The sequence below is a fragment of the Collinsella sp. LCP19S3_A7 genome (genome assembly GCF_052121995.1).
In the GTDB taxonomy this organism is placed as follows: domain Bacteria; phylum Actinomycetota; class Coriobacteriia; order Coriobacteriales; family Coriobacteriaceae; genus Collinsella.
The window spans coordinates 1-5,506 of record NZ_JBQKDE010000028.1 but is presented as its reverse complement, the minus strand read 5'-3'; the positions used below and the strand labels follow the sequence as shown (position 1 = coordinate 5,506).

Annotated in this window: 7 protein-coding genes and 2 tRNA genes; 1 reads left to right on the top strand and 8 read right to left on the bottom strand. The window is 58.2% G+C overall.

Annotated elements, in window-relative coordinates; genetic code table 11:
* Positions 1-208 precede the first annotated feature (208 nt).
* The 4 genes from ACTQV3_RS09055 to serS form a co-directional block, all read right to left on the bottom strand.
* Positions 209-285 (bottom strand) — tRNA-Arg (locus ACTQV3_RS09055).
* Positions 286-448: 163 nt separating this feature from the next.
* Positions 449-525: transfer RNA gene (locus ACTQV3_RS09050), tRNA-Arg, on the bottom strand.
* Between the two features lie 74 nt (positions 526-599).
* Positions 600-977 carry a hypothetical protein gene (locus ACTQV3_RS09045; RefSeq protein ID WP_154517675.1) on the bottom strand — a complete coding sequence of 126 codons (378 nt, stop codon included), beginning with the start codon at positions 975-977 and terminating at the stop codon, positions 600-602.
* Positions 978-1,150: 173 nt separating this feature from the next.
* A complete protein-coding gene (gene serS / locus ACTQV3_RS09040) occupies positions 1,151-2,434 on the bottom strand; it encodes a serine--tRNA ligase (protein WP_441044830.1) in 1,284 nt (427 codons plus the stop codon).
* A gap of 111 nt (positions 2,435-2,545) precedes the next feature.
* Between serS and ACTQV3_RS09035 the strand changes: the two genes are divergently transcribed.
* Positions 2,546-2,719: a DUF6724 family protein gene (locus ACTQV3_RS09035; protein WP_195838594.1), complete on the top strand. Its 174-nt coding sequence runs from the start codon at positions 2,546-2,548 to the stop codon at positions 2,717-2,719.
* A 156-nt stretch (positions 2,720-2,875) separates the two neighbouring features.
* Here the strand turns inward: ACTQV3_RS09035 and proC are convergent, their stop codons facing one another.
* The 4 genes from proC to ACTQV3_RS09015 all read right to left on the bottom strand — a co-directional run.
* Positions 2,876-3,646, bottom strand: coding sequence for a pyrroline-5-carboxylate reductase (gene proC, locus ACTQV3_RS09030; RefSeq protein WP_427719061.1), 771 nt, complete (start codon positions 3,644-3,646; stop codon positions 2,876-2,878).
* Positions 3,647-3,719: 73 nt separating this feature from the next.
* The gene (rlmH, locus tag ACTQV3_RS09025) at positions 3,720-4,190 is read right to left on the bottom strand and encodes a 23S rRNA (pseudouridine(1915)-N(3))-methyltransferase RlmH (RefSeq protein ID WP_441069411.1); all 471 of its coding nucleotides are present in this window, start codon (positions 4,188-4,190) and stop codon (positions 3,720-3,722) included.
* 6 nt (positions 4,191-4,196) lie between these two features.
* On the bottom strand, positions 4,197-5,135 hold the full coding sequence (locus ACTQV3_RS09020; RefSeq protein ID WP_441069409.1) for an SPFH domain-containing protein: 939 nt from the start codon (positions 5,133-5,135) through the stop codon (positions 4,197-4,199).
* Positions 5,136-5,165: 30 nt separating this feature from the next.
* On the bottom strand, positions 5,166-5,506 hold a 341-nt coding region (locus ACTQV3_RS09015; protein ID WP_441536296.1), incomplete at its 5' end, for a hypothetical protein.

Sequence of the window (5,506 nt, the reverse complement as noted above, 5' to 3'; positions counted from 1 at the left end):
GGAGGCTTCAAGTTCGATTGGTGCGGCGTATAGGATTCCGCGCATCCGCTTCGCGGATCCGCACCGGCTTCGCCCGCCTGCCGGCGCGCTCGCCCGCTCGCTAAAAACGCTTCGCGTTTTCTTTACGCTCGCGCCTCGACCGAGGTTCGAATCCATGCATGGCTTCCAAATAAGAAAAGCCCCCGTTGCCGGGAGCTTTAAAGTCAATTGGTGCGGCGTATAGGATTCGAACCTATGACGTTCTGATTCGTAGTCAGACCCTCTATCCAGCTGAGGTAACGCCGCAACGCACGGATTATTATGCACGCGAGGCCCCGACGGGTCAAGCGACAATTTGAAAAAATTTTACGATGTGGTGATTATGCTGCTCGCGCCTCGACCGAGGTTCGAATCCATGCATGGCTTCCAAAAAAGAAAAGCCCCCGTTGCCGGAGGCTTCAAGTTCGATTGGTGCGGCGTATAGGATTCGAACCTATGACGTTCTGATTCGTAGTCAGACCCTCTATCCAGCTGAGGTAACGCCGCAGCGCAAGACATATGAAACCATTTTAGTTAATTGGAGTCAAGCACAATCTTGATTTTTTTCTAGACCATTTTCCTCATGCAGCTCCGCATGTATCACCGTTTCCCATACGATCGATCGGCTTTTCAACCACATCGAACCCAACACCGAGATCCCTCAATAGCGAGCGCACCCGCTGGGCGCAATCATACTCGGCAAACGAGATACTCAGCATGCGTGCCACCTGGTTAGAAGTCCCGACTCCATAAAACCGTTCGAGTGTTGCAAGCCCTTCGTGCGTCACAAAGGTCTCAACTACATGTGGCGACTCCTCAAAGCACCATTGGGTCAACGGACCCTCACTCGTTTGCCTCACCACCAAGCCACCCATACCCGATGGCTCACACGTAACTAGCAGGTGCTCCCCACCTTCATCGCTCTCAAACAAAACTACCCGCTCATCAAACAGGTCCATCACATCCCCCTTCTCTCGCTCGTATCTAGTAAAAGCATAGCAGGTAGACGACCGTATACAGAACATTTGTTCGTGTATTTTCTATTGAGCTGTCCGCGCGACATGGTAAGGCTCAGCGCACAAAAAAGGCGCCCCGGATAGGGGCGCCCCCGCAAATCGCTTATGCAGCAAACCTACGCGACCGGCTCGATCTTCTCGAGGCCGCCCATATAAGGACGCAGAACCTCGGGGATCGTAATGGTGCCGTCGGCGTTCTGGTAGTTCTCCAGAATGGCGGCCATGGTGCGGCCAGCCGGTAGACCGGAACCGTTAAGGGTGTGCAGGTAGCGCGAGCCCTTGAAGTTCTCGGGATCGCGATACTTGATGTTGGCGCGGCGAGCCTGGAAGTCGCCGCAGTTGGAGCAGGAGCTAATCTCCTTGTAGGCGTTGTAGCTCGGCAGCCAGACCTCGATGTCGTAGGTCTGACGGGCAGAGAAGCCCAGGTCGCCGGTGCACAGGCTAATCACGCGATACGGAAGACCCAGCTGCTGAAGCAGGAACTCGGCCTCGGCGGTCATGCTCTCGAGCTCCTCGTCGGACTCCTCCGGCTTGGCAAACTTGACCATCTCGACCTTGTCGAACTCGTGCTGGCGGATGATGCCGCGGGTGTCGCGACCAGCAGAGCCGGCCTCCTCGCGGAAGCAGGGGGTGAAGGCGGTGTAGCGGCGCGGCAGGGTGTCGGCATCGAGAACCTCGCCGGCGTGCAGGTTGGTAAGCACGACCTCGGCGGTGGGGATCAGGAAGTTATCGCCCGAGACATGATAGGCGTCGTCCTCGAACTTGGGCAGCTGGCCCGTGCCAAACATGGTCTGGCGCTTGACGACGATGGGCGGCCACCACTCCTTAAAACCACGGCTGGTGTGCGTATCGAGGAAGAAGTTGATGAGGGCGCGCTCCAGACGGGCGCCGGCGCCACCGAGAACGGTGAAGCGGCTACCGGAGAGCTTGTTGCCGCGCTCGAAGTCGAGGATGTCGAGGTCGGTGCCCAGATCCCAGTGCGGTTTAAAGTCGAAGTCGAACTCACGCGGGGTGCCCCAACGACGGCGCTCGATGTTCTCGTCCTCGTCCTTGCCGTACGGGGTGGCCTCGCAGGGAATGTTGGGCAGGTGAGCCATAAAGTCGTACTGCTCCTGCTCGAGAACGGTGCGGCGCTCGGCCAGACCGTCAATCTTCTCGTTGACGGCGCGCACGGCCTCCTTGGCGGCCTCGGCCTCGTCCTTCTTGCCCTCCTTCATCAGGGCGCCGATCTTCTTGGACTCGGCATTACGCGTGGCCTGGAGCTCCTCGACCTCGGTGATGACGGCACGACGCTCATCGTCGAGCTCAAAGAACTTCTCGCGATCCCAAGACGTCTGGCGGTTAGCCATGGCGGTATCGATGGCATCGGGGTTCTCGCGAACAAACTTGATATCAAGCATTAGATCCTCCGGCGATATACATTCCATTTAGGTTGCAACCTTGTACATGTATGGGCAAGTATATACTTATGAGCGTTTACGACCCAACTCAACTACGCAAGAAGGCACCCAATGGACGCAGTTTTTTCCTTTTTGTTTGGCACCCGCACCGGTTTTGCCATCCTTTTCGCCGGCGGCATCCTGCTGTTTGCGATTCTTGCCTTTGTAATGGAGAAGCGCACCCATAAGCTCTACGTCGACCGCGGGCCCAAATCCGAAGAAGATCAAGACAGCTTCTGGGACTAACCTGCCATTTAGGGACAGGTTTATTTTGGTCGGTTTTATCTGGGCAAACGCAAGCGCCCCGCAACCGGTATCAACCCGGTTGCGGGGCGCTTTTCGCTATAGAGATAAAACCGCAGGAAAAACCTGCCAAAATAAACCTGTCCCTAAATGGCAGGTTTACTGAAGGGTGGCGTCGATGGCCTTGACCAGGGCGCTGCGCATGCCGGCGTCCTCGAGCGCGACGACGCCCTTGATGGTTGCGCCGCCGGGCGAGCACACGGCATCCTTCATCGCCGCAGGATGCTGCCCAGTTGCAAGCTGCAGTTTCGCCGTACCCAGAACCATCTGGCTCACAATGCGATAGGCGTCGGCGCGCGGAATGCCGTGCTTGACGGCCGCGTCGCCCAGGGCCTCAATCGCCATGGCAACAAATGCCGGGGCGCAACCGCCCACGGTACCGCCCACAAACAGCAAGCTCGTATCGAGCTCAACGACAGTGCCAAGCTTTCCGAGCAGGTCGAGCACCACGGCACGCTGCTCGCCGTTGAGCGTAGAGGACTTCTCGCAGGCGATGACGCCCTCGCCCACCGAAACCGGTGTATTGGGGACCGTCGAGATGTGCGCGACACCCGGCAGGACCTGCTCCCACTTGGCACTGTCCCAAGTCCAGGCGACCGAAAGGACGACCTTATCGGCAAGAGTATCCTTGAGCGGAGCGAAGACCTTCTCGATCATGTACGGCTTGACCGCAGCAACCACGATATCGGATACAGCGACAACCTCCGCCGCATCACGACAGGCAAGTATTCCACGCGCCTCACAGCGCTCAACCAGGGCATCGTAGCGGCCCGCGCAGGCACACATGTCGCTCGCAGCCACACCGGCGGCAATCCAGCCATCGGCCATAGCGCTCGCCATATTGCCAAAACCGACAAATCCAATCTTCATATCTCATAGTCCTCTCAGACAGGTTCTTCAAATCGAGAGCTATTGTCCCACGGCATTGTTTCGTGTTGCCGACCTATTTGTGATACGGCTCACCACGGCTAATCTTGCAGGCGCGGTAGACCTGCTCCAGCAGCACCACGCGCGCCAAGTTATGCGGCAAGGTAATGCGTCCAAAGCTGAGCATTTCGTCAGCTCGTGTGCGAACATCGTCGCTCACGCCGTCCGATCCGCCAATCACAAAGGCGATGTCGCTGTTGCCTCGCAACATAAGATCATCGAGCCGCGCCGAGAGTTCCTCACTCGAGCGCTCTTTGCCCTCAATGGCCAGCAGGATCACATGCGCTCGGGGCGGCAGGGCTGCAAGAATCGCCGCTCCCTCCTTGTCGCGCGCGGCATCCACGCCGCCCGCCTTGGCCGGGTCGATATCGGCCACCTCGCGCATATCCACCTTGGCATAGGCGCCCAGGCGCTTGGTGTACTCGGCGCAGGCATCCTTCCAAAAACGCTCTTTGAGCTTACCGACGCATACAACGGTGCACTTCACGCGCGCCTACTCCTTCGAATCGTTTTGAACTTTGCCGGCGGTCAGCATCTGCTCGAACATAGAGGCCGACTGCGAAAAGTCGCTCGGCAGCACGACCGTCGATGTTTTACCCGTGCGAGCGAACTCCGTCATCATCTCGGACCATTGCGTAAACATGAACAGCTGGTTGGCCTCATCGTTGCCGACGCCCGTCTCCTGGATAATCTCGAGCGAATCCTTGATACCCAGCGCGATGGCCTTGCGCTGGTTGGCGATGCCTTCGCCCGCCTTTTCCATTGCCTCGGCCTCGGCGGTCGCCTCGGTAACGCGCTTGATGCGGTCGGCCTCAGCGAGCTCCTGCGCAGCAGCGCGCTTACGCTGGGCGGCGTTGATGTCATTCATAGAGTTCTCGACCTCGGTCGGCAGCGCGATCTTGGTGATGAGCGTCGACACGAGGGTAAAGCCGTAGGCGGCCATCTGCTCGGATACGGTGGCGTTGACGTCCTTGGCGATGTCATCCTTCTTGGCAAAGACCTCATCAAGGGTATAGACAGGGATGGAAGAGCGCAGGGCATCGGTAATGAAGTCGCGCATCTGGTCGACGGGCTCCTGCAGCATGTAGTAGCTCTTGTAGATGCCCGAATCTGCCGGGCCGGCTCCCATGTCATAGCTCACGTGGTACTGAGCAGAGACCTCAAGGCCGATAGTCACGTTGTCCTGGGTCTTAACGTCGATCCCAAAACCGTTTTTCATGGTGCGCAGACTCACCGTGGCGGCCTTGCGGTCGATCACGGGCACCTTCATGTGGAAACCCGCGTTGACGATGCGGTCAAACTTGCCCAGGCGCTCGATGATCACAGCATGCTGCTGTTCAACGACATAGCAGGCGTTGGGAAGCAGTAGCAACAAAATGATGATGGGAAGTAGAAGGCTCGTAAGGGCAGCGATAATACCGGATAACAGCATGGTCTCTCCTCCGATGGGCACACGTTGGCACTAGGATACCCGCACAAAGCAGCCATGTGACACCATCAGGAGGCCCATAACAAAAAAGCTCCCATTGCTGGGAGCTCTTTCAATCAATGGTGCGGGCGAAAGGACGTCCGCGTATCCGCTGCGCGGATCCGCACCGGCTTCGCCCGCCTGCCGGCGGACTCGCCAGCTCGCTAAAAACGCTCCGCTTTTTCTTGACGCTCGCTCCTTCGCAGGTTCAAGTCCCTGCGATGGGCCCATAACAAAAAAGCTCCCATTGCTGGGAGCTCTTTCAATCAATGGTGCGGGCGAAAGGACGTCCGCGTATCCGCTGCGCGGATCCGCACCGGCTTCGCCCGCCTGCC

Bases quoted from the DNA above. Each gene is read 5' to 3' on its own strand.
- proC (WP_427719061.1), bottom strand. From the start codon at position 3,646: ATGAAGATTGGATTTGTCGGTTTTGGCAATATGGCGAGCGCTATGGCC.
- ACTQV3_RS09035 (WP_195838594.1), top strand. From the start codon at position 2,546: ATGGACGCAGTTTTTTCCTTTTTGTTTGGCACCCGCACCGGTTTTGCC.
- ACTQV3_RS09045 (WP_154517675.1), bottom strand. From the start codon at position 977: ATGGACCTGTTTGATGAGCGGGTAGTTTTGTTTGAGAGCGATGAAGGT.
- ACTQV3_RS09020 (WP_441069409.1), bottom strand. From the start codon at position 5,135: ATGCTGTTATCCGGTATTATCGCTGCCCTTACGAGCCTTCTACTTCCC.
- serS (WP_441044830.1), bottom strand. From the start codon at position 2,434: ATGCTTGATATCAAGTTTGTTCGCGAGAACCCCGATGCCATCGATACC.